The sequence below is a fragment of the Pseudomonas quasicaspiana genome, assembly GCF_021147825.1.
GTDB lineage: Bacteria > Pseudomonadota > Gammaproteobacteria > Pseudomonadales > Pseudomonadaceae > Aquipseudomonas > Aquipseudomonas quasicaspiana.
In genome coordinates, this window is sequence record NZ_JAGTPI010000047.1 from 1 (window position 1) to 25,436 (window position 25,436).

Annotated in this window: 19 protein-coding genes; 9 read left to right on the forward strand and 10 right to left on the reverse strand. The window is 57.3% G+C overall.

Features of this window, described 5'->3' with window-relative positions; all coding sequences use genetic code 11:
* Positions 1 to 151: 151 nt before the first annotated feature.
* Entirely contained in the window at positions 152 to 1,534 is a 1,383-nt protein-coding gene (cysS, locus tag KDX30_RS21960; RefSeq protein ID WP_231673861.1) for a cysteine--tRNA ligase, read from the reverse strand.
* 9 nt (positions 1,535 to 1,543) lie between these two features.
* Positions 1,544 to 3,238 carry a glutamine--tRNA ligase/YqeY domain fusion protein gene (locus tag KDX30_RS21965; protein ID WP_027902100.1) on the reverse strand — a complete coding sequence of 565 codons (1,695 nt, stop codon included), beginning with the start codon at positions 3,236 to 3,238 and terminating at the stop codon, positions 1,544 to 1,546.
* Positions 3,239 to 3,445: 207 nt separating this feature from the next.
* Between KDX30_RS21965 and KDX30_RS21970 the strand changes: the two genes are divergently transcribed.
* A complete protein-coding gene (locus tag KDX30_RS21970) occupies positions 3,446 to 3,949 on the forward strand; it encodes a peptidylprolyl isomerase (RefSeq protein WP_027902101.1) in 504 nt (167 codons plus the stop codon).
* Entirely contained in the window at positions 3,946 to 4,701 is a 756-nt protein-coding gene (gene lpxH, locus KDX30_RS21975) for a UDP-2,3-diacylglucosamine diphosphatase (RefSeq protein ID WP_231677483.1), read from the forward strand. The genes KDX30_RS21970 and lpxH overlap by 4 nt, the downstream gene beginning before the upstream one ends.
* Positions 4,702 to 4,783: 82 nt before the next feature.
* Here lpxH and KDX30_RS21980 read toward each other — a convergent pair whose 3' ends face one another.
* The 6 genes from KDX30_RS21980 to rlmM all read right to left on the reverse strand — a co-directional run bounded on the left by KDX30_RS21980 (position 4,784) and on the right by rlmM (position 11,791).
* Positions 4,784 to 6,322: a DHA2 family efflux MFS transporter permease subunit gene (locus KDX30_RS21980; RefSeq protein WP_099269822.1), complete on the reverse strand. Its 1,539-nt coding sequence runs from the start codon at positions 6,320 to 6,322 to the stop codon at positions 4,784 to 4,786.
* A gap of 65 nt (positions 6,323 to 6,387) precedes the next feature.
* Positions 6,388 to 7,602, reverse strand: coding sequence for an HlyD family efflux transporter periplasmic adaptor subunit (locus KDX30_RS21985; protein ID WP_122397505.1), 1,215 nt, complete (start codon positions 7,600 to 7,602; stop codon positions 6,388 to 6,390).
* A gap of 5 nt (positions 7,603 to 7,607) precedes the next feature.
* Entirely contained in the window at positions 7,608 to 9,083 is a 1,476-nt protein-coding gene (locus KDX30_RS21990; protein ID WP_231673864.1) for an efflux transporter outer membrane subunit, read from the reverse strand.
* The gene (locus KDX30_RS21995) at positions 9,080 to 9,568 is read right to left on the reverse strand and encodes a MarR family winged helix-turn-helix transcriptional regulator (RefSeq protein WP_027902106.1); all 489 of its coding nucleotides are present in this window, start codon (positions 9,566 to 9,568) and stop codon (positions 9,080 to 9,082) included. Before KDX30_RS21995 ends, KDX30_RS21990 begins: the two co-directional genes overlap by 4 nt.
* A 261-nt stretch (positions 9,569 to 9,829) precedes the next feature.
* Positions 9,830 to 10,441 carry a tRNA-(ms[2]io[6]A)-hydroxylase gene (gene miaE, locus KDX30_RS22000; protein ID WP_027902107.1) on the reverse strand — a complete coding sequence of 204 codons (612 nt, stop codon included), beginning with the start codon at positions 10,439 to 10,441 and terminating at the stop codon, positions 9,830 to 9,832.
* Positions 10,442 to 10,723: 282 nt separating this feature from the next.
* Positions 10,724 to 11,791 (reverse strand): 23S rRNA (cytidine(2498)-2'-O)-methyltransferase RlmM, encoded by a 1,068-nt coding sequence (gene rlmM, locus KDX30_RS22005; protein WP_231677484.1) that lies wholly within the window; start codon positions 11,789 to 11,791, stop codon positions 10,724 to 10,726.
* 209 nt (positions 11,792 to 12,000) lie between these two features.
* Here rlmM and acnA point away from each other — a divergent pair, with 209 nt between their 5' ends.
* Positions 12,001 to 14,745, forward strand: a complete 2,745-nt coding sequence (gene acnA / locus KDX30_RS22010) for an aconitate hydratase AcnA (RefSeq protein WP_231677485.1) — start codon at positions 12,001 to 12,003, stop codon at positions 14,743 to 14,745.
* Between the two features lie 315 nt (positions 14,746 to 15,060).
* A complete protein-coding gene (locus tag KDX30_RS22015) occupies positions 15,061 to 15,921 on the forward strand; it encodes a shikimate dehydrogenase (protein WP_264760354.1) in 861 nt (286 codons plus the stop codon).
* A gap of 390 nt (positions 15,922 to 16,311) precedes the next feature.
* Here the strand turns inward: KDX30_RS22015 and KDX30_RS22020 are convergent, their stop codons facing one another.
* A complete protein-coding gene (locus tag KDX30_RS22020) occupies positions 16,312 to 16,983 on the reverse strand; it encodes a TetR/AcrR family transcriptional regulator (protein WP_099269816.1) in 672 nt (223 codons plus the stop codon).
* 93 nt (positions 16,984 to 17,076) lie between these two features.
* Positions 17,077 to 18,984 (reverse strand): 3-dehydroshikimate dehydratase QuiC, encoded by a 1,908-nt coding sequence (gene quiC, locus KDX30_RS22025; RefSeq protein WP_027902112.1) that lies wholly within the window; start codon positions 18,982 to 18,984, stop codon positions 17,077 to 17,079.
* Between the two features lie 593 nt (positions 18,985 to 19,577).
* Here quiC and KDX30_RS22030 point away from each other — a divergent pair.
* From KDX30_RS22030 to KDX30_RS22050, 5 genes are all read left to right on the forward strand, one after another.
* Positions 19,578 to 20,915 carry an MFS transporter gene (locus KDX30_RS22030; protein ID WP_231677486.1) on the forward strand — a complete coding sequence of 446 codons (1,338 nt, stop codon included), beginning with the start codon at positions 19,578 to 19,580 and terminating at the stop codon, positions 20,913 to 20,915.
* Between the two features lie 206 nt (positions 20,916 to 21,121).
* Entirely contained in the window at positions 21,122 to 21,913 is a 792-nt protein-coding gene (locus KDX30_RS22035; protein ID WP_231677487.1) for a CPBP family intramembrane glutamic endopeptidase, read from the forward strand.
* 104 nt (positions 21,914 to 22,017) lie between these two features.
* The gene (locus KDX30_RS22040) at positions 22,018 to 23,583 is read left to right on the forward strand and encodes a methyl-accepting chemotaxis protein (RefSeq protein ID WP_099269880.1); all 1,566 of its coding nucleotides are present in this window, start codon (positions 22,018 to 22,020) and stop codon (positions 23,581 to 23,583) included.
* 327 nt (positions 23,584 to 23,910) lie between these two features.
* Positions 23,911 to 24,576: a hypothetical protein gene (locus KDX30_RS22045; protein WP_231677488.1), complete on the forward strand. Its 666-nt coding sequence runs from the start codon at positions 23,911 to 23,913 to the stop codon at positions 24,574 to 24,576.
* Between the two features lie 277 nt (positions 24,577 to 24,853).
* On the forward strand, positions 24,854 to 25,429 hold the full coding sequence (locus KDX30_RS22050; RefSeq protein ID WP_231677489.1) for a hypothetical protein: 576 nt from the start codon (positions 24,854 to 24,856) through the stop codon (positions 25,427 to 25,429).
* Positions 25,430 to 25,436 lie beyond the last annotated feature (7 nt).

The following is a 25,436-nucleotide window of genomic DNA, read 5'->3' on the forward strand; positions in this document are numbered from 1 at the left end:
GATAGCTCCAGTACAGGCAATATATTCATCGACTGACAGGCCGAATCGCGAGCAAGCTCACTCCTACAGGGTCCGTGTTTGCTGCGCGACAGCGTGGTGCCTGGGACACTTGGGCGACTCCCACAGGGAATTACAGCCAGCCGTCAGCTAATCAATCCGCCAACCGCCAGGTCGTACCGCCCTTCCCATCTTCCAGCACCACGCCCATGGCGGTGATCTGGTCGCGGATGCGGTCGGACTCGGCCCAATCCTTGGCTGCGCGGGCAGCGAGACGCGCCTGGATCAGTGCTTCAACTTCTGCCGCATCAACCCGCCCTTCCGCACCTGCGCGCAAAAAGTCATCGGCTTCAAGCTGCAAGACGCCCAACACACTGGCCAGCTGCTTCAAGCGCGCCGCCAAACCGGCGGCGGCCGCCAAGTCTGTTTCGCGCAAACGGTTGATTTCACGAACCATCTCGAACAACACCGCGCACGCTTCAGGCGTACCGAAGTCGTCGTTCATGGCCGCAGAGAAACGCTCCACGAATGCCTCACCACCCACCGGCTCGGAAACCGGCAAGCCACGAAGGGCGTGGTAGAAACGCTCCAGCGCGCTCTTGGATTCCCTGAGACTGTCTTCGGAATAGTTAATCGCGCTGCGGTAGTGACTGGAAACCAGCAGATACCGCACCACTTCCGGCGAGTATTTTTCCAGCACGTCGCGGATGGTGAAGAAGTTGTTCAATGACTTGGACATCTTCTCGCCATTGATGCGGATCATGCCGCAGTGCAACCACGCATTGGCGTAGGTCTTGCCAGTGGCCGCCTCACTCTGGGCGATTTCGTTTTCATGGTGCGGAAACTCAAGGTCGCTGCCACCGCCATGAATATCGAACGTCTCACCCAGGCAGCAGGTGGACATCACCGAGCACTCGATGTGCCAGCCTGGACGCCCTGCACCCCATGGCGATTCCCAGCTGGGTTCGCCCGGTTTGACGCCTTTCCAGAGCACGAAGTCCAGCGGATCGTCCTTGGACTCGTCCACTTCGATACGTGCGCCAATGCGCAGGTCTTCGATCTTCTTGCGCGACAGCTTGCCGTAACCGAGGAATTTGCCGACGCGGTAATACACGTCGCCATTACCCGGCGCATAGGCGTAGCCCTTGTCGATCAAGGTCTGGATCATGGCGTGCATGCCGTCGATGTAATCGGTGGCACGCGGCTCCATATCCGGCTTGAGGATATTCAGCCGTGCTTCGTCCTCATGCATCGCATCAATCATTCGCGCCGTCAGCGCATCGAACGACTCGCCGTTTTCACGGGCACGATTGATGATCTTGTCGTCAATGTCGGTGATGTTGCGCACATACGTCAGGTCGTAACCGCTGAAGCGCAGCCAGCGGGTCACGAGGTCGAACGCCACCATGCTGCGGCCGTGGCCCAGGTGGCAGTAGTCGTACACGGTCATCCCGCAGACATACATACGCACCTTGTTACCATCCAGCGGTTTGAAGACTTCTTTGCTCTTGGTGAGCGTGTTGTAGATAGAAAGCACTTGCTTGCCTCAGGTCCAGGAGTCCCGCAACGTCACCGTGCGGTTGAAGACGGGTTGACCAGGTTTCGAGTCCTTGATATCCGCGCAGAAATAACCTTCGCGTTCGAACTGGAAACGGTCTTCCGGTTGCGCTTGCCCCAATGAAGGTTCAGCACGACAACCGGTCAGCACTTGCAGGGAATCCGGATTGATGTTGTCCAGGAAGGTCGCACCGTCTTCGGTCTTTTCAGGATTTGGCGAACGGAACAGACGGTCGTAAAGACGGACTTCGCATTCAACGCTTTCAGCCGCCGGGACCCAGTGCACAACGCCTTTGACCTTACGGCCTTCAGGGTTCTTGCCCAGGGTGTCGGGGTCGTAAGAGCAACGCAGCTCGACGATGTTGCCGTCGGCATCCTTGATCGCTTCGTCGGCACGGATCACGTAGCTGCCACGCAGGCGCACTTCGCCATTCGGCTCCAGACGCTTGTAGCCCTTTGGCGGCTCTTCCATGTAGTCGTCGCGATCGATGTAGATCTCGCGGGAGAACGGCAGCTCGCGTACGCCGAGGTCTTCTTTCGGGTGACGCGGCAGCTCGAGCTTCTCGACCTGACCTTCCGGATAATTAGTGATCACGACTTTCAACGGACGCAGCACGCACATGGCACGCGGAGCGCTGTGGTCCAGATCGTCGCGGATACTGAATTCCAGCATGCCGAAATCGACTACCCCGTCGGAACGGTTGGTGCCGATCATTTCGCAGAAGTTACGGATCGACTTCGGCGTGTAGCCACGACGGCGGAAACCCGACAGCGTCGACATGCGCGGGTCGTCCCAGCCGTGAACGTGCTTTTCATCGACCAATTGCTTGAGCTTGCGCTTGCTGGTGATGGTGTAGTTCAGGTTCAGGCGCGAGAACTCGTACTGGCGCGGCTTGCTTGGCACCGGCAGGTTATCGAGGAACCAGTCATACAGCGGACGATGGCTTTCGAACTCCAGGGTGCAGATCGAGTGCGTGATGCCTTCGATGGCATCCGACTGACCGTGGGTGAAGTCGTAGATCGGGTAGATGCACCACTTGTCGCCGGTCTGGTGGTGGTGAGCATGACGAATGCGATACAGGATCGGGTCGCGCAGGTTCATGTTCGGCGAAGCCATGTCGATTTTGGCGCGCAGTACGCGGGCACCGTCTTCGAACTCACCGGCTTTCATGCGGGCGAACAGGTCAAGGTTTTCCTCAACGCTGCGCTCACGGAACGGGCTGTTCTTGCCCGGCTCGGTCAGAGTGCCGCGATATTCGCGCGCCTGTTCCGGGGTCAGATCGTCCACGTAAGCCTTGCCAGCCTTGATCAGCTCGACAGCCCAGTCGTGCAATTGATCGAAATACTGCGAGGCATAGCGCACTTCGCCATCCCACTCGAAGCCCAGCCACTTGACGTCGCTTTCAATGGCGTCGATGTATTCCTGGTCTTCCTTGGCCGGGTTGGTGTCGTCAAAACGCAGGTGCGTGACGCCACCGAATTCCTGAGCCAGACCGAAATTCACGCAGATCGACTTGGCGTGGCCGATGTGCAGATAGCCGTTTGGCTCAGGCGGAAAGCGCGTCACGATCTTCGTGTGCTTACCCGAATCGAGGTCAGCCTGGACAATCGGGCGCAGGAAATTGGTAGGAATTGCAGGGCCTGCCTTTGAATTCGCAGCGGGGTCTTGAGTGGGCTTGCTCATAGGATCCTTGGACAATACAAGTGCGCGGCCAGGGTAGGCCGACTAAATCAAAGCGCTTATGATAGCCGAAGCTGTCAATAGGCTAACAGCGCCCTGTAAGAAAACCATCGAGTTAAAATCTCGAAAGAATTATGTAACGACCTCTGTAAACTGCGCGTCTGGGTTATAACGCGTCCATTCACGAATGCCAAAAGAGCGACTTTTGATATGTCCAAAGTAAAATTGACCACCAACCACGGCGACATCGTCCTGGAACTGAACGCTGAAAAAGCGCCGCTGACCGTCGCCAACTTCATCGAATACGTCAACGCCGGCCACTACGAAAACACCGTTTTCCACCGTGTCATCGGTAACTTCATGATCCAGGGCGGCGGTTTCGAGCCTGGCATGAAAGAAAAGAAAGACAAGCGCCCAAGCATCCAGAACGAAGCTGACAACGGTCTGCCGAACAAGAAGTACAGCGTTGCCATGGCCCGTACCATGGAGCCGCATTCGGCCTCCGCGCAGTTCTTCATCAACGTTGCCGACAACAGCTTCCTCAACCACAGCGCCAAGACCACTCAAGGCTGGGGTTACGCTGTATTCGCTGAAGTGATCGAAGGCACTGACGTTGTCGACAAGATCAAAGGCGTGTCCACCGGCAGCAAATCCGGTCACCAGGACGTACCGACTGAAGACGTGATCATCGAGAAAGCCGAGATCGTTGAGTGATATTGCTGATCTCCGATCTGCATTTGCAGGAAGAGCGCCCGGACATAACCCGGGCGTTTCTGGATCTGATCGCGGGCCGTGCCCGCGATGCTCAGGCCCTGTATATCCTCGGTGATTTTTTCGAGGTCTGGATTGGCGATGATGCAATGTCGCCCTTTCAGCGCTCGATTTGCCAGGCCTTGCGAGAGCTGAGCGATAGCGGCACCCAAATATTTCTGATGCATGGCAATCGTGACTTCATGATTGGCCGTGCCTTCTGTAAAGCGGCTGGATGCACACTGCTGCCAGACCCGAGCGTCGTTCAGTTGAACGGCGAGCCTGTTCTGCTGATGCACGGCGACAGCCTGTGTACGCGGGATGAAGGCTACATTCGCATGCGCCGTTACCTGCGCAACCCACTGACGTTGTTCGTGCTGCGTAATCTGCCCAAGAGCACCCGATACAAGCTGGCGCGCAAACTGCGCAATGAAAGCCGCTCGCAAACCCGCATGAAAGCCAACGACATCGTCGACGTCACGCCAGAAGAAGTGCCCAACGTGATGCAGCAATTTGACGTACGTACTCTGATCCACGGCCACACCCACCGCCCCGCCATCCATAAGCTACAGATCGGCGATCAGGCGGCGCGGCGCATCGTGCTGGGTGACTGGGACAAGCAAGGCTGGGCTGTGCAGGTGGATGAACAAGGGTTTCAGCTGGGGGCGTTTGATTTTGTGCCGGAGCAGATGGCCGCCCTGCCTCATCCTTTGTAGGAGCTGCCGAAGGCTGCGAAAGCGGTTTCCCTGACACACCGCTTCGCAGCCTTCGGCAGCCCCTACAGGAGAAGTTGCTACATCAATGTCCCCCGCCTGCCGCAGGCCCGGCTTTGGCGGTAAACGGTGGTTTGGCCAGCCAGACCAGCAGAATCAGGCCCATGAATATCCAGCCCATTAGATAGAAATAATCCACCGTGGACATCATGTACGCCTGGCTATTGAGGGTCTGCTCAAGTTGCGCATAAGCCGAAGGGCTCGCACCACCCAGTGAGTTCAGCGCATCCCGGGTCGCAGGATCATAAGTGCTGATGTTTTCACTCAGATACGCATGATGCTGATCGGCACGACGGATCCAGATCCACGTGGTCAGCGATGCCGCGAAGCTACCGCCCAGCGTCCGCAAAAACGTCGCCAGCCCTGAGCCATCGGCAATCTGATTAGGCGGCAAGTCTGAAAGCAGAATGCTCAACGTCGGCATGAAGAACAACGCCACGCCCGCCCCCATGAACAACTGGACCAGCGCGATGTGTTCAAAGTCCACCTCGTTGGTGAAGCCCGCCCGCATGAAACAACTGGTGCCAATCGCCAGAAACGCCAATCCGGCCAGCACGCGCAGGTCGAACTTGTGTGCGTACTTGCCGACAAAAGGCGACATCAACACCGGCAAGATACCGATGGGTGCTACAGCCAGCCCCGCCCAGGTTGCCGTGTAGCCCATCTGGGTCTGCAGCCACTGGGGCAGCAACAGGTTGATACCAAAGAACCCGGAATAGCCGCCGACCAGAACCATGGTGCCGATGCGGAAGTTACGAAAGGCAAACAGACGAAGATTGACTATCGGGTGCTTGTCGGTCATTTCCCAGATCACGAAAACCGACAATGCTACGGCTGAAATCAGCGCGCCGATGACGATGAAATTTGACTCGAACCAGTCCAGGTCGTTGCCCTTGTCGAGCACGATCTGCAAGGCACCGACGCCAATGATCAAAGTGATCAGCCCGATATAGTCCATGGGCTGGTAACTGGTCACCACTGGCCGTTTGGCCATTTGCATGCGTACGACCAGCACTGCGAACAGGCCAATCGGTATATTGATGAAGAAGATCCACGGCCAACTGTAACTGTCAGTGATCCAGCCGCCGAGAATCGGCCCGGCAATCGGTGCGACCACCGTGACCATCGCCAGCAATGCCAGTGCCATCCCCCTTTTCGCCGGGGGGTACACCGCAATCAACAGGGTTTGCGTCATCGGGTACAACGGCCCCGCCACTACGCCTTGCAGCACGCGAAAGCCCACCAGCTCCGGCATTGACTGGGAAATCCCGCACAGGAACGACGCCAGCACGAACAGAATCGTCGCCCACAGAAAAAGCTTCACCTCGCCAAAACGGCGGCTCAGCCAGCCTGTCAGCGGCAAGGCGATGGCGTTACTCACGGCGAACGAGGTAATAACCCAAGTGCCCTGCTCCGAGCTGACGCCCAGATTGCCGGAAATGGTCGGCAAGGCGACGTTGGCAATCGTCGTATCGAGAACCTGCATGAAGGTCGCCAGCGAAAGGCCGATGGTACACAGCAGCAGGCTGGGCGGCGTAAATGATGCGGGGGCGTTGGCGCTCATCGCGAATCCCTGAAAACTTGACGCTGCCCCGGCCGTTCAAAGGCCAGGGCACGCGGATTGGCGGATCAGCGCTGAGCAGTCTTGCCGGTCAGTGCGCTGTTTTCATGAATCAGACGATTGATCAAGGCATCTGCCTCGGCCAGTTGCTGCTCATAGACGTTGGTGCTGAACGAAGCCTGCTTCGGCGGCTGTTGCGCCAATACCGGTCCGCTCTGATCATGCAGATCGACGTTAACTGTCGTGGACAGGCCGATGCGCAGCGGATGCTTCGCCAGTTCTTCTGCGTTGATGTGGACACGAACGGGAACGCGCTGAACGATCTTGATCCAGTTGCCGGTGGCGTTCTGTGCAGGCAGCAGAGCGAATGCACTGCCGGTACCGGCACCCAGACTGTCGATGGTGCCGCTGTACTTCACGTCACTGCCGTAAAGGTCCGACTCGATTTCCACTGGCTGACCAATGCGCATTTTGCCCAGTTGGGTTTCCTTGAAGTTGGCATCGATCCACAACTGATCCAGCGGAATCACCGCCATCAATGCGGTGCCCGGCTGAACGCGCTGGCCCAGTTGTACCGTTCGTTTGGCGACGTAACCGGTGACCGGCGCGATCAAGGTGCTGCGAGCATTGGCCAGGTAAGCCTGACGCAACTGAGCCGCAGCGGCCTTCACGTCCGGGTGCGACGACACTTCGGTGTCATCCACCAACGCGACACTACTCGCCAGTTGCTGCTGAACATTGCTCAAGGCGCTTTGCGCACTGATCAAATCGTCATGGGCGTGGGACAGCTCTTCCTGAGAAATTGCCCCGCCTGCGGCAAGACTTTTGCGCCGGGTGTAGTTGTCCTGAGCCTTTTTCACTTCAGCGCGCTGGGCTGCCAGTTGCGCTTTCATGCCGTCGACATTGCTGTACAGACCGCGAACCTGCCGCACGGTTTTGCCCAGATTGGCTTCGGCACTTTGCAGACCGACTTCGGCATCCGAAGGGTCAAATTGCAGCAACACCTGCCCGGCGCGGACCAGATCACCATCATCCGCGCCAATGCTGGTCACAGTGCCGGTGACCAGCGGAGTGATTTCCACCACATTACCGTTCACATAAGCATCGTCGGTGTTTTCATTCCAGCGGCCATACAGTTCATGCCAGGCCCAGACGCCCAACCCGCCGAGAATGACCACGAGCGCCAAGCCGATCAGGAGCAGTTTGCGCTTACGTGGGTTAGTGTCTTTTTTACTGTTTTCCGGAGCGTTGCCAGAAGTGTTTTCGCTAGCGGCAGTGGCCATGACGATTACCTTGAGTTAGTCAGCGAAGCAGTTGATGAAGTGGCGTCGGAGGGACTCTCGCCCTCGAAACCACCGCCCAGGGCTTGCATCAACTGGATCGACAAATCGATTCGTTCGGCGTTGAGATCAGCCAGTTGGCGTTGTGACTGGAGTAATTGCTGCTCGGTGGTCAGCACGTCCAGGTAGTTGCCGATCCCCGAGCCATAGCGCTGGGTCACGGTATTGAATGATTGCTGGACCACATCCGTGGCGTGCTGACGGGCCTGAATCTGGCCATCAATGGCACGCAACTGACCGATGTTATCGCTGACATCGCCCAAGGCCCGCACCAGGCTCTTGTTGTACTGCGCAACGGCGAGGTCGTAATCGGCATCGCGAGCGTCCAGATCAGCACGCAAACGGCCGCCGTCGAACAACGGGAGGGAGATGGTCGGAGCAACATTGAAGAAGCGGCTGGCCGAACCAAACATAGCGTCACCCAGCAACGACTCAGCCCCGGCAGCGGCACTGAGGTTCAGGTTCGGATAGAAATTGGTCTTGCCCGCCACGATGCTCTTGCTCGCGGCTTCAACGCGCCAGCGGGCCGCGACGATGTCCGGCCGACGTCCCAGCAACTCGGCGGGCAATGAAGTCGGCAAGGTAACAACGGCCGGCTTGAGCAAGTTGGGTCTGGCGATTTCCTGACCGCGATCCGGGCCTTTACCAAGCAACACCGCCAAAGCGATTTTTGCGCTGCGCAGGTTTTTCTCCGCGGCGATCAGCGCCTCTTGAGAGTTGGCCTCCAGACTTTCGGTCTGCTGATATTGATACTGGCTGTCGATCCCGGACTGCAGACGCTGATTGCCCAGATTGAGCAATTGCTGCGTGCGCTTGAGATCCTCGGTCGCCAGATCATGGACGATGTAAGCCTGACCTACATCGCTGTAGGCACGCGCCACATCGGCAGCCAACGTCAGGCGCGCAGCTTGTTCATCGACTTCAGCAGCGCGAGCCTGACCCAAAGCCGCTTCCCAGGCTGCCCGCTGGCCGCCCCATAAATCGAAGTTGTAATTGAAGTTCACCGCGAGGCTGCGCAAGGTGCTGTAGCGCCCGCCCATGCCGCTCGGGTCCTGATCCCGGGCCAGGCGCGAGCGACTGACACTGGCGTCGGCGTCGACTGTCGGCATACGTGCCGCATCGGCAGCGTAGGCCGAAGCCATGGCTTGATGAGTGCGCGCATTGGCGACCTGCATGTCGGGGCTGTCGCGCAGGGCTTCGTCGATCAGGGCGTTCAGTTGAGGATCGCCGAGGTTTGTCCACCAGTCACGTTTAGGCCAGGCCGCAGGCGACAGGCTAATACCTTGCAGGCTGTGTTCGGCTTGCAAGGTATTAGCGTCAAGGCTTTTGCCTTGGGTGGTCAGGCCGCTGTAGTTGGCGCAACCGGCGACACTCAGGGCGATCAGCAACAGGCTATAGCGCGCCCGCGATACAGAAAGGCTCATTCTGCACCTCTGTCTTTGAAACTCAGACGGGTAATGGCGATGTGATCGTTGGCATCGATCAGCACCTTGCTGAGAATTCTCTCCAGACTTGCCACCTCTTCCGCATCCAGCACGCCAAGCAATTCATTCATGGCTTCAGCGCCAATTTGCGGCAATTGGTCGGTGATGATTCGCCCCTGCTCCGTCAGAACCAACTGGACCTGACGCCGATCAGTGGCCGATCGGGTGCGCTCCAGCAATTGTTTCTGCTCAAGGCGATCAAGCATGCGGGTCATGGAACCGCTGTCCAGGGACAGGTGCCGACACAATTCTGCGGGAGTGTCCGCGCGGAACTGGGCAACGATGATCAACACCTTGAACTGCGAGAAAGTGATGCCGTAGGGCACTAATTGCTTGTCGAGAATGCGATCCTTCAGCGAATTGGTGCGGCCGATCAGCATGCCCATGATCGTCGACTGCTGATTGTCAGGACTGAAATGTTTCATGAATCCACCAAATTAGCTGCCTAGGCAGAGAATGTGGCGATATTACTGCTTAGGCAGCAAATGGCAAAGCTTTTATTAGCTTGCTTACTATTTTTAGGAAGCGAGACGAGTGCTAAACCGGTAGGAGCGAACTTGTTCGCGAAGGGGCATGACTGAAAAACATCGGTCGCTGATACACCGCCTCGCGAACAAGTTCGCTCCTACCGGTTTAGCGGGGCAGGCGTGTCGCCACAGGTCAGAAAGCAGGTTGCGAGATCAGGCTCAACCGAACGCCGGCACACCGCTGTGAAACCGGAACTCTTCGTCCGGGCTTTCGATCAGTTCGCGTTCGGCGAGGCGGACTTCTTCGATCTTGGCGTCAACATCAGCCTTGTCGCCATAGGTGTAGGCCAGCTTCAGATAGTCCTGAAAATGGCGTGCTTCGGACTTCAACAGCCCGGCGTAGAACTTACCCAGCTCTTCATCCAGGTGTGGCACCAGACAGGCGAAGCGCTCGCAGGAACGGGCTTCGACAATCGCCCCGACGATCAACGCATCCGTCAGACGATACGGATTGTGATTGCGCACCAGCTTGCGCAGAGCCCCGGCATACCGTGCAGAACTGACGTTGGCCATGGGGATTTCGCGCTTGCGGATGATGCTCAGCACTTGCTCGAAGTGGCGCAGCTCTTCCCGAGCCAGGCGCGACATCTTGCTCAGCAGGTCAAACTTGTCGTTGTACTGGAACATGAACTGAAACGCCGCCCCGGCCGCCTTCTTTTCGTTGTTCGCGTGGTCGATCAGCAGGATATCCAGATTGCGTAATGCAGCCTGAACCCAGCTATCGGGGGTGCGGCAAAGGAGGAAGGCTTCAATTTCGGGAATCGGGTACATAGGCTCACAAAAGGCCGGACGACAAGGCCGGGCATTATACGAGCGCGATGGGTGTACGGCGATAGAAATGAGCTGAAGTTGTCACGCCTGAACCAGCGTATTGCCCAGCGATTAGGTGATTAGCCATCAGGAATGCGGCCCTGTGGGAGCCGAGCTTGGTCTGGGCGGCATTCCGACGATAAACGATAACGCGGAATGCCCTCTGACCACGTCTCATGCATCGCGGGCACGCCCGGCTCCCACAAGGTCGCATTTCAAATCAGGTTCAGGCGATAGTGCAACTCACCCCTTGCGCTTCCCGTCCAGCCGACGCAAATGGCAGGTCACTTCTTCGCGGTCGTGGTACAGCTGCTTGCAGCCGATCTCGACCCGAATACCTCGCGCTTCGAAGCCTTCCTCAATGCGCAGTAACAGGCGACTGACTTCGGCATAGCGCTGTTTCATCGGCAATTTGAGGTTGACCACGGCTTCGCGACACAAGCCCTCGCCCAGCCAGGTTTCCAGCAAAGCGGCATTGCGCGCGGGTTTCTCGACGATGTCACACACCATCCAGTCCACCGGTTGGCGCGGTTTGTAAGTAAACCCATCGGCCATCAAATGCTGAACCAGCCCGGTGTCCATCAGGCTTTCGGCCATTGGCCCGTTGTCGATGGCCGTCACTAGCATGCCGCGACGCACCAGTTGGTAAGTCCAGCCACCCGGCGCAGCGCCGAGGTCAACACCGGTCATGTCACCGGAAAGACGCTCATCCCACTGATCACGCGGGATGAAGTGATGCCAGGCCTCTTCCAGTTTCAGCGTTGAACGACTTGGCGCTTCACGGGGAAATTTCAGACGAGGGATGCCCATGGGCCACATCGCCGAATTGTCGGCATCAGCCAGTCCGAGAAACACCTCACGACCACTCTTGAAGGTCAGCAACAAGCGTGGCTTACGCGGATCGTCGACCAGCTTGCCAGCCTGAGTCAGCGCCTTGCGCAACGGGGCTTCGAACTTGCGACAGAACGTCGAAAGCTCCTTGCCATCGTTGGTGTCGACCACTTCCAGCCACAGGCTGCCGCAGGTGGCAAAGCTCGCCATGTGCGCAAGAATGACACTGATGCGGTCTGTTTCCGGCAACTCCAGAAACACACCCCGAGCCCATTGGCGAGGGAAGATCAGTTTCGAGAAGCGCTGGCCATTCATAAGCCGCTCGGCACCGTCGCCCTCGGTGCAGACAAATTCGGCGCAGGCGGTATTTGGCTTGGCTTTGGCGTAGCCGGACACATTGAGGCGTGCCGCATGCTCGGCGATTTCCGAACAGACCTCACCTTCAAAGCCCGGACGACAGTGCATAAACAGGGTGTTCATGGGGTGCTCCTGAACACGTCGACCTATACGAGAGAATTAACCTCAGCGACGCAAAAGGCGAGCATGATAGCTGAATCAGGAACCACTGGTGGAACCGGCTGGTCATTAGCACATAAGCATTCAATCGCGAGCGATACCAAGATCTAAGCTTGCAAAAGGATTTAAATCGTCCAGTCCGTACCGTGCGGACGCATCAAAGGAGTTATTTCATGCCCTCCCTCGATAGCCTGAACACCCTTAAAACACTCGAAATCGACAACAAGACCTACCACTACTTCAGTCTGCCAGAAGCCGCAAAGAGCCTGGGCGATCTGAGCAAATTGCCAATGTCCCTCAAGGTGCTGCTGGAAAACCTGCTGCGCTGGGAGGACAACAAGACCGTCACCGGAACAGACCTGAAATCGCTGGCTGCCTGGCTGGGCGAGCGTCGCTCCGACCGGGAAATTCAGTACCGCCCTGCCCGCGTCCTGATGCAAGACTTCACCGGCGTACCGGCCGTGGTCGATCTGGCTGCCATGCGCGCCGCCGTGGCCAAGGCTGGCGGCGATCCGCAGCGTATCAACCCGTTGTCACCCGTGGATCTGGTCATCGACCACTCGGTGATGGTCGACAAATTCGGCGATGCAGATTCATTTGCGCAAAACGTCGATATCGAAATGGAGCGCAACGGGGAGCGTTACGCCTTTCTCCGCTGGGGCCAGAGCGCTTTCGATAATTTCAGCGTAGTACCGCCGGGTACCGGGATCTGCCATCAGGTCAATCTGGAATACCTGGGGCGCACGGTCTGGACCAAAGACGAGGATGGCCGCACCTATGCCTTCCCCGACACGCTGGTGGGCACCGATTCTCACACCACTATGATTAACGGCCTCGGCGTCCTGGGCTGGGGTGTGGGCGGCATCGAAGCGGAAGCAGCGATGCTGGGTCAGCCGGTGTCGATGCTGATCCCGGAAGTGATCGGTTTCAAACTCAATGGCAAGCTCAGAGAAGGCATCACCGCTACCGACCTCGTGCTGACCGTCACGCAAATGCTGCGCAAGAAAGGCGTGGTCGGCAAATTTGTCGAATTCTACGGTGACGGTCTGGCGGAACTGCCATTGGCTGACCGTGCCACCATCGCCAATATGGCCCCTGAATATGGTGCGACGTGCGGTTTCTTCCCGGTCGACGATGTGACCCTGGACTATCTACGCCTGTCCGGTCGTCCTGATGAAACTGTGAAACTGGTTGAGGCCTACTGCAAGGCCCAAGGCCTCTGGCGCCTGCCCGGCCAGGATCCGGTGTTTACCGACAGTCTTGAACTGGATATGAACACGGTCGTAGCCAGCCTGGCCGGTCCGAAGCGTCCTCAGGATCGCGTCGCGTTGCCGGATGTAGCCCAAGCTTTCACTGACTTCCTTGGCCTGCAATTCAAACCTGCCCAGAAAGACGAAGGTCGTCTGGAAAGTGAAGGCGGCGGCGGTGTCGCGGTGGGCAATGCCGATCAAGTGACCGGTGAGGCCGAATATGAGCATGAAGGCCGTACCTATCGCCTGAAAAACGGCGCTGTGGTCATCGCGGCAATTACCTCCTGTACCAACACCTCTAACCCTAGCGTAATGATGGCCGCCGGACTGGTGGCGAAAAAAGCCGTGGAGAAAGGCCTGAAAACCAAGCCTTGGGTGAAGACGTCGCTGGCCCCTGGCTCCAAAGTGGTGACCGACTACTACAAAGCCGCCGGGCTGACCCAGTACCTCGACGCACTGGGTTTCGATCTGGTGGGCTATGGCTGTACCACGTGCATCGGCAACTCCGGGCCGTTGCCTGATCCTATCGAGAAAGCCATTCAACAATCGGATCTGACTGTAGCGTCAGTGCTGTCCGGGAACCGTAACTTCGAAGGCCGCGTGCATCCGCTGGTCAAAACCAACTGGCTGGCCTCCCCGCCGCTGGTGGTCGCCTATGCGCTGGCAGGTAGCGTGCGAGTCGATATCAGCAGTGAATCCCTGGGTGAAGGCAAAGACGGTCAACCGGTTTATCTGCGCGATATCTGGCCGAGCCAGAAGGAAATCGCCGAAGCGGTTGAACAGGTCAATACCGGCATGTTCCACAAGGAATACGCCGAGGTGTTCGCCGGCGACGAACAGTGGCAAGCCATCGAAGTGCCGCAAGCTGCAACTTACGTGTGGCAGGACGATTCGACCTACATCCAGCATCCACCCTTCTTCGAAGACATCGCCGGGCCGCTGCCGGTCATCGAAGACATCCACAGTGCACGTGTGCTGGCCTTGCTGGGTGACTCGGTGACCACCGACCACATTTCCCCGGCCGGTAACATCAAGGCGGACAGCCCGGCAGGCCGCTATCTGCGTCAACAGGGCGTTGAGCCACGAGACTTCAACTCTTACGGTTCACGTCGTGGCAATCATGAAGTCATGATGCGCGGGACCTTCGCCAACATCCGTATCCGCAACGAGATGCTCGGCGGCGAAGAAGGCGGTTTTACACTGCACGCCCCCACTGACGAGAAGATGCCGATTTACGATGCAGCCATGCGCTATCAGGCTGAAAAAACGCCACTGGTGATCATTGCCGGTCAGGAATACGGCACCGGTTCAAGCCGCGACTGGGCCGCAAAAGGCACTAACCTGCTGGGCGTCAAAGCGGTGATTGCCGAGAGCTTCGAACGTATCCATCGCTCCAATCTGGTAGGCATGGGTGTATTACCGCTGCAGTTCAAGAATGGCCAGAGTCGCAAGACGTTGAACCTTACCGGTAAGGAGACGCTGGATATCAGCGGCCTCACCCATGCAGAGCTTCGACCCGGCATGAGCCTCAAGCTGACGATCACCCGCGAAGACGGCACTCAGGAAATCGTCGATGTGCTGTGCCGCATCGATACGCTGAATGAGGTGGAATACTTCAAGGCGGGCGGGATTCTGCATTATGTGTTGCGGCAGTTGATTGCTTCTTGAGTGGCTCAGAAACCTAACTGAGAGGACCCAATTCTGTGGGGGCTGAGCTTGGTCTGGTCGGTATTCCGACGATAAACGATAGCGCGGTATGTCTTCTAGCGGTGTCTCCTGCATCGCGAGCAAGCTCGGCTCCCACAGAATCTCATTCCAATTCCAATTCCAATTCAGGTTCAGATCATCAACCAGGGCGATAAACGAACAGATTTATCGCCTTGCCTTCATCCTGGCTCTTCCGCAAAATTAACCATCTGGTACATTTTGCTGAAACCGCATCCTTCGATCCCTGAATGCGGCATCTAACAAGAGCCGATCGCCATGACTTTCATTCGTAAACCGTCCATTCTCGCCGGCCTCATCGGTTCGGGTATCCAGGCCTCGCGCACCCCGGCGCTGCATGAGCACGAAGGCGATGCCCAAGGCATCCGCTATCTGTATCGACTGCTCGACCTCGATGCGTTCAAACTCGACATCACCGCCCTGCCCGACTTGATCACCAGCGCTCAGCGCATGGGTTATACCGGGCTGAACATTACCTTTCCCTGCAAACAGGCGGTTATCCCGCTACTGGATGACCTCTCGCCTGAGGCCCGGGGTATCGGCGCGGTGAACACGGTGCTGTTCAAGGATGGTCAGCGGATCGGCCACAACACCGACTGCCTGGGTTTCGCCGAAGGTTTCCGTCGCGGACTCAATGACGTGCCCCGCCAGCGCGTGGTGCAGATGGGTGCAGGTGGCGCGGGCGCCGCAGTGGCCCATGCCTTGCTGGCCGAAGGCGTCGAACAATTGAGTATTTTCGAAGTGGACCCGGCAAGAGCCCAAGGCCTGGTGGATAACCTGAACAGCCACTTCGGCGCGAACCGGGCGTTGGTCGGTCGGGATTTGCGTGAAGCCATGGCCGCTGCCAATGGCCTGGTCAACACCACCCCGGTCGGCATGACCAAACTGCCTGGTACACCGCTACCTCCCGAGCTGTTGCATAAGGCCCTGTGGGTCGCAGAAATTATCTATTTCCCGCTTGAAACCGAACTGCTCAAACACGCCCGCGCCCTGGGTTGCCGCACGCTGGACGGAGGCACCATGGCGGTGTTTCAGGCGGTGAAGGCTTTTGAATTGTTCAGCGGCCAGACGGCCGATGCGGGGCGCATGCAGGATCACTTTGCGAGCATGGGTGATTGATAACTGGGTTGACCTGATATCTCCAGATGCCACATTCCCCTGTGGGAGTCGCCCCGGTGTCCCTGACACCAAGCTGTCGCGCAGCAAACACGGACCCTGTAGGAGTGACCGGGGTGGCGATCCACATTGCTCGCGATTCGGCCTGTCAGTCGATGAATATATCGCCTGTACTGGAGCTATCGCGAGCAAGCTCACTCCTACAGTAAAAAGCATTCCAAATCAGATAGTTATATTTTGTTTGATAGGAGCAGAGCTTAGTTTGGGCGGCATTCCAACGATTCAGTCAGCTCGGTGTTCGATCGGAAACCGAGGCGCCTGAATCGCGAGCAAGCTCTGCTCCCACAGGTTCTGCACCAACCCCAATATTGGCGCGATTCAGTGGGACCGCGATCAAGGCCGCAAGTATCGACTCACCGAATCACACAGCATCGCCTTGTGCCGCTGTTTGATCTCATCGTTGACCAATTCGATCTGGAAGATCTCGGAAAAGGTGTGGCGGTTCGAGATCCGGTAGAAACAGAACGAGCTGATCATCAGATGCAGATCAATAGCGTTCACGCCTTGGCGAAACACTCCTAGCGCTTCGCCGCGACGCAAAATATTGTCGAGAATGCTGACAATGTTCTGGCTCAACTGGCGGATGGTCGGTGACTGTTTGACGTTCTCGCCGTTGTGGATGTTCTCGATACACACGATCCGCACGAAGTCGACGTTACGGTCGTGGTGATCGAAGGTGAACTCCACCAGCCGCTCAATGGCCTGCATGGGCTCCAGCGCATCCAGATTGAGTCCGCTTTCCGTGCGGCGAATGTCGCCATAAAGCCTTTCCAGCACCTCGGCGTACAACTGCTCCTTGCTGTTGAAGTAGTAATAAATCATCCGCTTGGAGGTTTTTGTACGCTCGGCGATAGCGTCGACACGCGCGCCGGACAAACCCTGGGCGACGAACTCGGCAATGGCTGCCTGAAGGATGTCATCCCGGGTTTTTTCCGGATTATTCTTGCGCCCTGTCGCCGTTGTTCTAACCGGGGCGATCACGGCACTTTCATCAATAGTTGTCATTTCAGCGGCATACCACGGTCGGATCGGGGCGGTGCTATGTTTCTCATAGTCCTGGTGCCGCCCTCGAGGCTCAAAATGACTGCGCTACATGGATCAGAGCCGGGCCTGACGAGCGGCTCCGCTGCGTGTCTTGGCCATGGCTGCCAGACGTACTGCAACGTTGGCGGCGCCGTAACCCACATAGCCATTCTTGCGCTGCAGAATCTCGAAGAAAAAGCGATCGTCGAACGGCTCGGTGTACACGTGAAACAGCTCGCCGCCCTGGGCATCGCGGTCATAAAGCACGTTGTAATAAGCCAGTTCGCTGAGGAATTCGTCATCGAAATCAAAGCGCGCGGCCAGATCGTCGTAGTAATTGAGCGGGATGTCCAGCAGCTTCAAGCCAGCCTCTTTGGCGCGGCTGACTTCGGCAAATATATCCTCGCAGGCAAAAGCGATGTGGTGCACGCCTGAGCCTCGATAACTGGACAGTGCGTGAGAGATTGCCGTGTTGCGATTTTCCGAAATATTCAGCGGCAAACGCACTGTGCTGCAACGGCTGCGCAACGCCCGGCTTTTCACCAGACCATAAGGGTCGGGCAGAACGACTTCGTCGTCGGCTTCGAAATCCAGCAGACTTTTATAGAACAGCACCCAACTGTCCAGGCTGTCGGCGGGCAGCGCCATGGCCATGTGATCGATGCGCTGCAGGCCGCCACCGGCCTGGGCGTTCGGGTTAACCATGAAGTCGATGTCGTAGATCGATTCACCCGGCACAGCAGGCTCGACCAGGTAAATCAGGCTGCCATCCGGCGCGCGTACCGATGGCACTTCCCGCTCGTTAGGCCCGACCAGCCCGCGATACGGCTGACCTTTGAACGCCTGGGCACGCTCCAGCGCTGCCGAACCGTTCTCGACACGCAAGGCAGTGGCGCAAAGCGAAGGACCGTGGGCCTCAAAAAAACTGTGCGCAAATGAATAAGGTTCGGCGTTGAGCACGATCTTGATATCGCCCTGCCCCATCAGGCTGACCGCTTTGGACCGGTGCTGGCCGAGCCTGGCGAAACCGAGATTACTCAGCCAACCGGCAAGGCGAGCGCCCTGAGCGTCGTCCACCGCAAACTCAAGAAACTCGACGCCGTTGTAAGTGCTGGCAGGTGGCGGGCTGAACAACAGGTCCTTGGCAACGGGTTCATTCTGCTGCTCAAGCAACAGCCGGGTTTTCTCTTCCAGATAAAGCAACGAACGCAAGCCATCGGCAGCATTGGAACGCGGCGGCGCGGCACGGAAGCCGTCATTGAAGATTTCCAGCGACAGCGGCCCGGTGTAACCCGTTTTCAGAATCGGTGCGAGGAAGCCCGGCAGATCGAACTCTCCCTGGCCGGGGAAGCAGCGGAAGTGACGGCTCCACTCCATGACGTCCATGGCCAGAATCGGCGCGTCTGCCATTTGCACAAAGAAGATCTTGTCGCCGGGGATCTGCGCAATCGCGCTCGGATCGCCCTTGAGGGACAAGGTGTGGAAACTGTCGAGCAACACGCCCAAGGCGGGATGATCGACCTGTTTCACCAGATTCCAGACTTGTTGCCAGGTGTTGACGTGCCGGCCCCAGGCCAGCGCTTCGTAGCCCACTCGCAACTGACGGGCACCCGCACGCTCGGCCAGCATCGCCAGGTCATCACGCAGGATATGTTCGTCCCCCAGAGAGTCGGCGGCGCTGTTGCTGCAGACCAGCACCAGATCGGTGCCCAGTTCCTGCATCAAATCGAATTTGCGCTCGGCGCGATCCAGGTTGCGGGGCAAACGGTCGCGGCGGCAGCCCTCGAAGTCCCGGAAAGGCTGAAACAAGGTAATGGCAATGCCCAGATCGGCGCAGATCTGCCGCACATGGCGGGGACTGCCATCGTAGTAAAGGAGGTCATTTTCGAAAATCTCGACACCGTCAAAGCCGGCAGCGGCGATGGCTTCGAGTTTTTCCGGCAGGGTTCCGCTCAAGGAAACGGTGGCAATCGAACGTTGCATGTTTGACTCCTGTGAGATCGCGACCTCTGCGGATCGCATTTCAAATGCCCCCCGAACGCAGGGACGGCAAAAGTACGGACGGGGGGTAACTGAATTATTCTCCCGGCCAACGGCCATCGCAATTCATAATGTACCAGACAGTTAGTTTAATGTTCGATAATCGCCCAAAAGCAGATTTGTCTGATTGACGCTTTTGTCGGCCGTGCTCAACATCAGCAGCACATTGTCGAACAAGGCCAACCGCCTGAAGTTGATAACACCCTTGCAAGCACACCATAACAATTTCAAAAACAGGGTCACGCACATGCCTTCATATATTGATTCCCCCCGCTTCCGTCCCGGTCCTGTTGGCTACTCAGCCCTGGCTCGCAAGCCGATAAATACCTCTCTATCGCCCGCATTGATAGAAACGCGTATCGGATCGGCTTCAGCCTGATTAAAATCCAGCGCCCACGAAATTAGCTCCTGCGGCGTAACCGTCGTTGTAGAGCACTGCGGCCCTCTTCGGCCACGATTCGAGACGCTTTCACAGATTGGCTTTTATAGCCTGATTCAGGGCCACTTGCCTGAATCCTGGAACGGACGGCTTAACCATGATTCACACACACTCTGCCGCCAAGACGGCTAACGTCGCTCATCCGCATGCCGGTATGGGCGAGAAAATCCGCGGTGCCATGGCCGTCGGTAAAGTTCGCTGGGGTATGCTCGCGCTGGTATTTTTTGCGACCACCCTGAACTACATCGACCGCGCCGCCCTGGGTGTCATGCAGCCCATCCTGGCTAAGGAAATGGGCTGGACGGCGATGGATTACGCCAACATCAACTTCTGGTTCCAGGTGGGTTACGCCGCAGGCTTCCTCCTGCAAGGTCGCTTCATCGACAGGGTCGGCGTGAAACGCGCCTTCTTCCTCGCCGTACTGTTGTGGAGTTTCGCCACCGGCGCCCATGGTCTGGCCACTTCGGCCACAGGCTTCATGATCTGCCGGTTCATTCTTGGCCTGACAGAAGCGGCCAACTACCCGGCGTGCGTCAAGACCACCCGGCTGTGGTTCCCCGCAGGTGAACGGGCCATTGCCACCGGCATTTTCAATGCCGGGACCAACGTTGGTGCGATGCTCACCCCTGCGCTGCTGCCGTTCATTCTGACCATCTGGGGCTGGCAAGCCGCGTTTGTCAGCATGGGCTTGCTCGGCCTGTTCTGGGTCGTGACCTGGCGCCTCAAGTACTACAACCCCGAAAACCACCCGAGCGTCAGCCAGACCGAACTGGATTACATCAATCAGAACCCTGAACCCGAACCGGTCAAAGTGCCCTTCTCGCACATCCTGAAAATGCGCGGCACCTGGGCCTTCGCCATTGCCTACTCGCTGACGGCACCTGTGTTCTGGTTCTACCTGTACTGGCTGCCGCCGTTTCTCAATCAGCAATACAACCTGGGTATCAGCGTGACCCAGATGGGCATCCCGTTGATCCTGATCTGGCTGACCGCTGACTTCGGCAGCATAGGCGGCGGCATTCTCTCGTCCTGGCTGATCGGCCGAGGCATGCGCGCCACAACCGCCCGTTTGCTGTCGATGCTGATATTTGCCATCACCATCTGCAGCGTGATCTTTGCCGCCAACGCCAGTGGACTCTGGGTCGCAGTATTAGCGATCTCCCTCGCCGTGGGTGCGCATCAGGCCTGGACTGCCAATATCTGGAGTCTGGTGATGGACTACACGCCTAAACATCTGATGAGTACCGTGTTCGGCTTTGGCGGCATGTGCGCGGCCATTGGCGGGATGTTCATGACCCAGATCGTGGGCGCTGTTCTGACCGCGACCAACAACAATTACAGCGTTTTGTTCACCATGATCCCGGCGATGTACTTCATTGCCCTGACCTGGATGTACTTCATGGCCCCACGCAAGGTGGAAACGCTCAAGGACTGAGTCAGGCGGCGCATCCATCAGGCCGCTTCCTCGTAAGCGGCCTTTTTTTGCCTTGCGGAAACATCCGACAAAACTTTCTCTCAGACAAAACTGACAAAAGAACTGGAAATGATCACGCAGGATCAGTGAAGCTTGGCGCCCGCTTAAACACCAGCACTCTGCAAGCGGCCCGAAGCGACACGCGCGAACGGATTCCAGGAGCAACCATGCCGGCGATACGCTGGACCAGTCTGACTTTACTCACCCTCGGCTATTGCATTGCCCTGAGCTTTGGCGACCTCAGCCTGCCAGCAGCGGTGACTTTCGGGCTGCTGGTAATGGCAGGCATCTGCGTGACGCAATTCAGCCAGCGGACGATCGTGTCCTTCGGTCACGGGTTGTTCATCGCCCTCGCCTTCGGGTTGGCGATTCACTGGCTGCCCGGCTTCTTCAGTGAGCGGGTCATCGCGGCTCAACGCCTTTCCCCCGAAGCAGCACCCTTCTCGATGTACTTCTATCTGGACAAACCACTGATCGGCTTCTGGATCGTGCTGGCCTGTCCGTGGCTGCTACCGGCGATACCTGCAAGGCGAGCATTGAAAACCGCAGTGCTGACCTTGCTAGGTACAAGCTCGGTCTGCATGACACTGGCAGTCATGCTGGGCGTCACCGGCTGGTCGCCAAAATGGCCAGCGCAAGGCGTGCTATGGCTGTTGAACAATCTGTTACTGGTCACCCTCACTGAAGAGCTGTTCTTTCGCGCCTATCTACAGGGCGGTTTTCAGCGCCTGCTGCAACGCTTCCCTTACGGGCCAACGCTGGCGCTTTTTGCAGCATCCGCGCTGTTCGGCCTGGCCCATCTGGGCAGCGGATGGCAGTGGGCACTTCTCGCAGGGATCGCCGGAACAGGCTATGGCCTTGCCTATCGCTTTGGCGGACTACAGGCAGCAGTGGCGACACATTTCGGGCTCAATCTGCTGCATTTCAGCCTCTTCACATATCCGGTTTTTAACCGCTAAATCAGTCATTGGCGTCCGCGACTTGTGGGTCATTTGGCAAAAACGCTCAATAAATGAGTATTTTTGTCGATAACGTCACAAAGCCCCAGCGGATCGGACAGCTCATGCGTAATAACCAGCCCATCACTCAACGCGAACGGACATTCCCAGCACAACAGCGTTTGATTTCAACCACAGACGCCCGCGGCGTGATCACCTACTGCAACGACGCCTTCGTTGAAATCAGTGGTTTCTCTCGGGAAGAACTGCTAAACGCGCCCCACAACACCGTTCGCCACCCAGACGTACCGTCAGCGGTTTTCGAACATATGTGGAGCACGCTCAAGCAAGGCCTGCCGTGGATGGGCATCGTCAAAAACCGCAGCAAGAATGGCGATCATTACTGGGTTAACGCCTATGTCACGCCAATGTTCGAAAACCAGAAAGTCGTGGGTTTCGAATCAGTACGGGTTAAACCGACTGCTGAGCAGATCAGGCGGGCCGAAGCCCTTTACGGCCGCCTGAACAATGGAAAATCAGCCATTCCAGGTCGTGACAAATGGCTGCCGGTATTACAGGACTGGCTGCCATTCATCCTCGTCAGTCAGCTCAGCTTCCTGATCGGCGTATGGCTCAACACCAGCTGGGGCTTCGCCTTGGCTGCCGGTTTGTCGGTGCCGCTGGGCCTACTGGGCCTGTCCTGGCAGCAACGTGGCATCAAGCGACTGCTGCGCCTGGCCGAGCAGACCACTTCTGATCCGCTGATCGCGCAGATGTACACCGACAGCCGCGGCCCGCAGGCCCGTCTGGAAATGTCGATTCTCAGTCAGGAAGCACGTTTGAAAACCTGCCTGACGCGTCTGCAGGACACCGCCGAACAACTGACCGGTCAGGCGCGCCAGTCCAACAGCCTGGCCAACTCCAGCTCCAGTGGTCTGGAACGCCAGCGCGTCGAGACCGAGCAAGTTGCCACCGCTATCAATCAGATGGCCGCTACCACCCAGGAAGTCGCCAGCCACGTGCAGCGCACGGCCGATGCCACTCAGCAAGCCAACCAGCTCACAAGTCGCGGCCGCGACATCGCCGGGGAAACCCGCGAAGCCATTCAACGGCTGTCGCGGGCCGTTGGCGAAACCGGCCTGACGGTCACCCAACTGGCTCAGGACAGCAATGAAATCGGCGGCGTGGTCGATGTGATCAAAGGCATCGCCGACCAGACCAACCTGCTGGCCCTCAACGCGGCCATAGAAGCAGCACGCGCCGGGGAAATGGGTCGCGGCTTCGCCGTCGTCGCGGACGAGGTTCGCCAACTGGCGCAGCGCACTGCCGAGTCCACCGGGCAGATCCACGGTCTGATCGCCAAGCTGCAAAGCACGGCAAACGCCGCCGTGCAGACCATGAACACCGGCCATCGTCAGGCGGAAGAAGGGGTCGCCAAAGTGCTGGAAGCCGATGAAGCGCTGGTCGGCATCAGCGAAGCCGTCGCCAACATCACCGACATGACCACCCAGATCGCCGCGGCTACCGAAGAGCAAAGCTCGGTCGCCGAAGAGATCAGCCGCAACATCGCCACCATCGCGCACCTTGCCGACCAGACCTCCGGCGAAGCGCAACGCTCGGCCATCCTCAGCGGCGAACTGACTGACACCGCCAACTCTCAGTACTCACTGGTGGAACGCTTCAACCGCTGATTATTGAGCGTTATCAAAAAACCCCGACAGACATGTTCTGTCGGGGTTTTTTATTGGCTATTGAAGCGTAAAGCGATCCCCCAGGACTACACAATTAATGAAGTAGATTGTAGGCAACTTCTGAAAGTAAATAGATAGGGTGTGTTTGGTTGATTTTTGGTGTGCGTGGCGTTGACAGGCAGAGCGGGTTCCGATTAGTTGATTTTCAGAGTTCACCTCACATAGATAACTACTGCCTAAGTGGATATTTTTTAGGGGTGGGTTCTGAGTATTTTAATTAATTGATGGTTACGCTGAATTAGAGGCGTTATCTGGAGAGTAAAAGAAATGAGCAAACACATTACCAAAAGCGGACTTCCAGTCCCGTTCGTACCCGCCGCCGATCCCGTTGACGGACTGCTACGGGTAAGTACTTTAAACAACCCTATTGATGTTGAGTTCCGCCTCTGGGAATTTATGCACCCAGGTTATTACGTACAGCTGATGCTAAATGGTGAGTTGGTCGGCGCAATCTGGACCATGTCCGATAGCGACACCTCAGGGGATATTATTTCGATGGTTCTCGATCCCGAACATTTGCTGAATGACGGTATTTACAGGTTGGGACTTAGGGCCACCAACAATGAAAATGGCGTGAGTAGTGATTCTGCAACCACCTCGCTGATCGTTGATCGAACCTCCCCAGGCGCTGCTCTGCTGGCGCCTGCCATGTTCGCAAGCGTCAGCTTTGGGGACTTCCTGAATGCAAAAATCCCAAGCTACGCAGGCATGGAACCCGGCGACTTGATCCAGACGGTCTGCAACGGGATTCAAGGTCCAACCTACCGCGTTCAACCGGAAAACCTCACAACCAGCCCCATCGAAATTTCCTTCACTCAGGAGTTTCTTGAAGGCCTGTTCAGTGACCGGGTAAATATTACTTACCACGTAACCGACCGTGCGGGTAACCGCTCGATTCTTGCGCAGTCAGTTGAGATCACAATGCAGCGCTAACATCGCAGCCACTCATTTGAATAGCAAAACAAAAATCCTGTACGCGTTTGCGTGCGGGATTTTTATTATATGCATGCGGGAAAAATCCGCGCACATGTTTGCACTTCACAAAATAAAACTATTCTTCACCACACCGAATGGTATGAGCCATTTATCGGAAGCGTCTGACTTGACCTCGCAAACACGACATCTTCTAATACACCCAACACAAGCCATGGACGCAACGCGACAAGTTAAACAACACATTTAAAATCTATCTGTCATTCAGGACGAAAAGATGAACGAAGAGTTCACACCCGACGCACCCACCAATATAAAATCCATCGTCGACCAAGCCAGCGAACAGCCCTCACCGCTTAACCAAGAGCATGCCCCGGAATTAACGCTTGTCACTATTAACCCACTGCCAGAAGGCGCGGACTCCACTGTGTCAGTACAGCACCCCGACTTGAATATATCCCGCTATTTGAAGGCACCCAGGCTGGCGAACGTCAAGCCCAACACCGTCAGCTATGAACAGGCCAACGCCGGGGTCCACATCAATATTCCCGGCTCTGAGAAAATGCGCCTCGGCGATACACTGGTATTTTATTGGGGTCAGAACAAGTCCTCGACCCTGATTCGCCTACGCGACATCAGCAAGGACAGTACGGTACGAGTTCTGTGTGTCAGCTACGACCTGATCGCACAGGCGCAGTATGGTCTGGTGGATGTTTACTATGAGGTGCATCGCGGCGAGTATCTGATCGGTACTTCTCCTGCGATACGTGTCACGGTCAATCGTGATCCAGCGCCTGCCAGGCAAAGACCTCAACGGGGTAATGGCACGAGTAGCCCGGCAGTCAATGCCTGACAGTCCA

Coding starts and splice junctions, on each gene's coding strand:
- KDX30_RS22020 (WP_099269816.1), bottom strand. CDS start 16,983: ATGACAACTATTGATGAAAGTGCCGTGATCGCCCCGGTTAGAACAACG.
- acnA (WP_231677485.1), top strand. CDS start 12,001: ATGCCCTCCCTCGATAGCCTGAACACCCTTAAAACACTCGAAATCGAC.
- KDX30_RS21995 (WP_027902106.1), bottom strand. CDS start 9,568: ATGAAACATTTCAGTCCTGACAATCAGCAGTCGACGATCATGGGCATG.
- KDX30_RS22035 (WP_231677487.1), top strand. CDS start 21,122: ATGCCGGCGATACGCTGGACCAGTCTGACTTTACTCACCCTCGGCTAT.
- KDX30_RS21965 (WP_027902100.1), bottom strand. CDS start 3,238: ATGAGCAAGCCCACTCAAGACCCCGCTGCGAATTCAAAGGCAGGCCCT.
- miaE (WP_027902107.1), bottom strand. CDS start 10,441: ATGTACCCGATTCCCGAAATTGAAGCCTTCCTCCTTTGCCGCACCCCC.
- KDX30_RS22030 (WP_231677486.1), top strand. CDS start 19,578: ATGATTCACACACACTCTGCCGCCAAGACGGCTAACGTCGCTCATCCG.
- KDX30_RS21970 (WP_027902101.1), top strand. CDS start 3,446: ATGTCCAAAGTAAAATTGACCACCAACCACGGCGACATCGTCCTGGAA.
- KDX30_RS22050 (WP_231677489.1), top strand. CDS start 24,854: ATGAACGAAGAGTTCACACCCGACGCACCCACCAATATAAAATCCATC.
- KDX30_RS22040 (WP_099269880.1), top strand. CDS start 22,018: ATGCGTAATAACCAGCCCATCACTCAACGCGAACGGACATTCCCAGCA.
- KDX30_RS21990 (WP_231673864.1), bottom strand. CDS start 9,083: ATGAGCCTTTCTGTATCGCGGGCGCGCTATAGCCTGTTGCTGATCGCC.
- KDX30_RS22015 (WP_264760354.1), top strand. CDS start 15,061: ATGACTTTCATTCGTAAACCGTCCATTCTCGCCGGCCTCATCGGTTCG.
- quiC (WP_027902112.1), bottom strand. CDS start 18,984: ATGCAACGTTCGATTGCCACCGTTTCCTTGAGCGGAACCCTGCCGGAA.
- KDX30_RS22045 (WP_231677488.1), top strand. CDS start 23,911: ATGAGCAAACACATTACCAAAAGCGGACTTCCAGTCCCGTTCGTACCC.
- KDX30_RS21985 (WP_122397505.1), bottom strand. CDS start 7,602: ATGGCCACTGCCGCTAGCGAAAACACTTCTGGCAACGCTCCGGAAAAC.
- KDX30_RS21980 (WP_099269822.1), bottom strand. CDS start 6,322: ATGAGCGCCAACGCCCCCGCATCATTTACGCCGCCCAGCCTGCTGCTG.
- rlmM (WP_231677484.1), bottom strand. CDS start 11,791: ATGAACACCCTGTTTATGCACTGTCGTCCGGGCTTTGAAGGTGAGGTC.